The organism is Emergencia sp. 1XD21-10, from assembly GCF_009936045.1.
GTDB lineage: Bacteria > Bacillota > Clostridia > Peptostreptococcales > Anaerovoracaceae > Senimuribacter > Senimuribacter intestinalis.
In genome coordinates this window covers 1-3,708 of record NZ_QWEQ01000054.1, presented here as the reverse complement: position 1 = coordinate 3,708, position 3,708 = coordinate 1, and the positions used below count along the sequence as shown (strand labels likewise).

Annotated in this window: 5 protein-coding genes; 3 read left to right on the top strand and 2 right to left on the bottom strand. The window is 41.4% G+C overall.

Going from position 1 to position 3,708, the window contains the following annotated elements; translation table 11 throughout:
* Positions 1-151 precede the first annotated feature (151 nt).
* Positions 152-754 carry a hypothetical protein gene (locus D1151_RS16130; protein ID WP_160203294.1) on the bottom strand — a complete coding sequence of 201 codons (603 nt, stop codon included), beginning with the start codon at positions 752-754 and terminating at the stop codon, positions 152-154.
* 302 nt (positions 755-1,056) lie between these two features.
* Here D1151_RS16130 and D1151_RS16125 point away from each other — a divergent pair, with 302 nt between their 5' ends.
* The 3 genes from D1151_RS16125 to D1151_RS16115 all read left to right on the top strand — a co-directional run bounded on the left by D1151_RS16125 (position 1,057) and on the right by D1151_RS16115 (position 3,274).
* Positions 1,057-1,740 (top strand): nucleoside recognition domain-containing protein, encoded by a 684-nt coding sequence (locus D1151_RS16125; protein WP_160203293.1) that lies wholly within the window; start codon positions 1,057-1,059, stop codon positions 1,738-1,740.
* Positions 1,741-1,743: 3 nt separating this feature from the next.
* Positions 1,744-2,280, top strand: a complete 537-nt coding sequence (locus D1151_RS16120) for a spore maturation protein (RefSeq protein ID WP_160203292.1) — start codon at positions 1,744-1,746, stop codon at positions 2,278-2,280.
* Between the two features lie 73 nt (positions 2,281-2,353).
* Positions 2,354-3,274: an LD-carboxypeptidase gene (locus D1151_RS16115; protein WP_161909548.1), complete on the top strand. Its 921-nt coding sequence runs from the start codon at positions 2,354-2,356 to the stop codon at positions 3,272-3,274.
* 76 nt (positions 3,275-3,350) lie between these two features.
* Here D1151_RS16115 and D1151_RS16110 read toward each other — a convergent pair.
* A partial coding sequence (locus D1151_RS16110; RefSeq protein ID WP_306770916.1) for a winged-helix domain-containing protein occupies positions 3,351-3,708 on the bottom strand: 358 nt, incomplete at its 5' end.

Genomic DNA, 3,708 nt, shown 5'->3' with positions numbered 1-3,708 from the left:
TGCCAAATCGTTTAAGTAGCAGTTGGTGAATACGATATGTTCGCCAAAGATGTCCTCCAGATTATTTTTGATAAACTTGATAGCCTCTGAGTTCTCACTGGTGCGATAAATTAAAGAAACTCGTTTCATCTAAATAAAACCTCCTGATAAATCAATGAAAAGTCTGAAACAAAATAATGACAGTGTAAAGCAGCTGCATAGAAATAATCAAAACGCAAAAAGTCAGGAATGCATAAACCAGTGCAACAATTGTCCAGGGCTTAGAATAGCCGGGAAGAACTTTGAACTGTTTTTCTATACGTATGGTATTTCTGTCGATAAGTCTTTCGAAGAAATTATTAATTGGAACGGCGTCGATAATACCAAGCCTGAAAAATGGGATGGTAAAGTCCGGCTTGTCGGCGGGTGCGGGATTATCTGTTTTATAAAAGTGCACGCCATTTTTACTGAAGACAGCATACTTAATTTTATCCAGCTCAATAGATGCAGAGCGCTTCAGCAGGATATTGTGGTAGGTGATAGTATTTTCATCGTAAGTGGTAAAGAAAAACTTGTAGCCGAAGAATATGGCGGTCAACACGATAAAAATAGTCAAGTAATATATAATAGTAGGAAGAAGAAATACTTCGTAACCTTCTAACTTGTATGCTTTTATCTGTATCATTAATATTAGTCTGAGAAGAAAGTAGGCTAATATCATGAGATAAAATACAATCTTAGATTTGTTAGTATAGGTATACGGAATTTTGTACATAAAATAGACCTCCTTGTTTATAGCAACATAGAATGCAAGAATCGTACCATAAAAAGAACTGTTTTACAAGTAAGATAAGATGAAATAAGGTGGACAATGAGATAAAATGGGGTAATATCCAGTTTTGATAAATTAGCGCATTCTTCTTGGGGGAGTGAACCCTAGACAGAAATGTGTGTTTTGTGAGTTTTTGTCGATTTAGAAAGAAAAGAAAATATGTTGGCACGGTGTTTGCGTAAGAAATGGGGTGACTACGTAGTAATCCGTTATAACCTGATTTTACTTTTTTGGAGGTAGTATTTATGATGAATTATATTTGGCTGTTCCTCATGGCAGTAGCAGTCATTGCCGGTGCAGCAACCGGTACAATCAGCGAAGTACAGGACAACCTCTTCGCATTTGCTGACACTGCAGTAGAACTTGCTATCGGCTTAATCGGTACTATGGCATTCTTCTGCGGGCTGATGAAAATTATGGAAGACGCAGGTCTTTGTGAGAAACTGGGTAATGCGCTTTCCCCTGTTATGAAGTTTTTATTCCCTGGCGTACCAAAGGGACACCCTGCAAATTCTGCAATTGCAATGTACATTGCAGCCAGCGTTTTAGGTCTGGGTAATGCCTGCACACCGCTGGGTATCAGAGCTATGCAGGAACTGCAGACACTGAACAAAACAAAGAATATCGCAACAGATGCACAGTGCATGGTTATGGCCATTTCCACTGGTTCTATTTGTCTGATTCCTACAACTGTAATTGCAATGCGTACTGCTATTCAGGCAGAGGGCGCTGCTGAAATCGTAGGACCTACAATTCTGACTACTATGTGTGCTGCAATTGTTTGTGTTATCATGACAAAACTTTTAGGCAGACTGAAAGTATTCAAGTATGACAATATTATTGAAAAAGAAAGAGCAGCTGGAAAATTACAGATTAATGAAGACTACATCGGTAATGATCCGCTTGTTCTGAGCGGAAAGGAGGCGTAAAATATGACAGACGTTTTAAACTTTTTATCAGCATATCTGATTCCTGTTTTCGTTGTGGCAGTGCCGCTTTACGCATTATTCTTTAAGAAAGTTCCAATTTACAGTTCTTTTACAGAAGGTGCAAAAGAAGGTTTTGAAACTGGTATTATGATTATTCCTTATCTGGTTGCAATGCTTTGTGCAATCGGTATGTTCCGTGCTTCTGGCGCTATGGATTGGCTTGTAGCCGTATTAGAACCTGTTACAAGTATTGTGAATATGCCTGCTGAAGTACTTCCGATGGGTCTGATGCGTTCTCTTTCCGGCGGTGGTGCGCAGGGACTTTGTGCAGACCTTCTGGAAACCTACGGAACTCAGTCTCAGATTGGTCGTGTAGCTTCTGTTGCTTTCGGTTCTACAGAAACTACATTCTATGTACTGGCTGTTTACTTTGGTGCAGTTGGCGTAACCAACACAAGACAGTCCATGCTTGCTGGTATCGCAGGAGACTTATTCTCCCTGATTATGGCAGCGATAATTGTTAATATCATGTGGTTCTAAGCTTGGTATAAATTTGTAATTTAATTTGAACAACAAGCGTTAGAGATGAATTTAATGAAACGAGGTGGCTCACATGACATATCCGAAGAGATTAAAAGCCGGTGACGTGATTGGATTGGTTGCGACCAGTTCCCCGGTAGAAGAAGAAAGAGCAAAACAGAGCAAAGCTGTTTTGGAACAGCTGGGATTCAAAGTAAAAGCTGCAGACAATCTGTTTGCTTCTAAAGGCGGATACATGGCTGGAGAAGAAGAACTGAGAGGTCGCTGGCTCAATGATATGTTTGCTGATGACGAAGTAGATGCAATCTTTTGTCTCAGAGGCGGAGACGGCGCTAACCGTATTCTGGATTATTTAGATCTGGATGTTATCAGAAAGAATCCGAAAATTTTTGTCGGCTACAGCGATGTGACCAGTTTGCATTTGCTCTTTAACCAGGAATGCGACCTGGTGACTTACCACGGTCCGATGGTATCTTCCAATATGGTGGACGATTTTGACCAGGAAAGCAAAACTGCATTCTTTGAAGCGCTGACTGCAGAAGACGCTTATACATATAAAGCTCCGGAAGGATTCCCGATTGGAGTTGCCCGCGAGGGAAAAGCAAGCGGCATTCTGGTAGGCGGAAACTTAACTGTAATGTGTGCGTCGGTCGGTACACCTTGCGAGATTGATACTAAGGGAAAAATTCTCTTTATTGAAGAAATCGGTGAGCATATCGGCAATCTGGACAGACACATTTACCAGCTCCGAAATGCGGGTCTTCTGAAAGACGCTGCCGGCATTCTGCTGGGACAGTTCACAAGATGTAATGTAGACGTGGAAGGCTATGATATCGTACAGGTAATGCTGGAGGCGACAAAAGGTCTTGATATTCCTATCATGTACAACATTCAGTCCGGTCACGGTGCACCAATGATTACCATCCCTATGGGTGGAACTTGCGTGATGGATACAGAAAAAGGTGAAATTACTTTTCCTGTAGAAATGGTGTAAAATATAGAAGAAAAAGCAATATGATAAAAACAGAGGAAGGCTGCAGAATATGCAGAATTACCTCTGTTTTCTTTTTCTATTCTTTTGTATCTTGTGTCAGGCGGGCAAGTCCTTTTTCGGTAATTTTTGTGCCATGACGCCCCTTGCCGACCTCAATGAATCCCTGCTGAGATAAATCTCCTAAAAACTCTCGCAACTTGCCGTCGCTGAGCCTGATTCCAGAGGTTTTGAGGGTTTGTACCAATGAGGCTCTGCCTATACCATGGGTGAGCTGGGTGTGCTCGCTGATGGCTTTGAGAATTGCGAGATTGAGGCTGGCATTTGAAAGTCGGACAGTGGTCGTGCTGTTTTGTTCTGTAATCTGAGGAGGTAAAGCAGAAAGTGTCTGATAATAGGTCGCTATATTTTCAAGTTCTCTGATATTACCGGGCCAG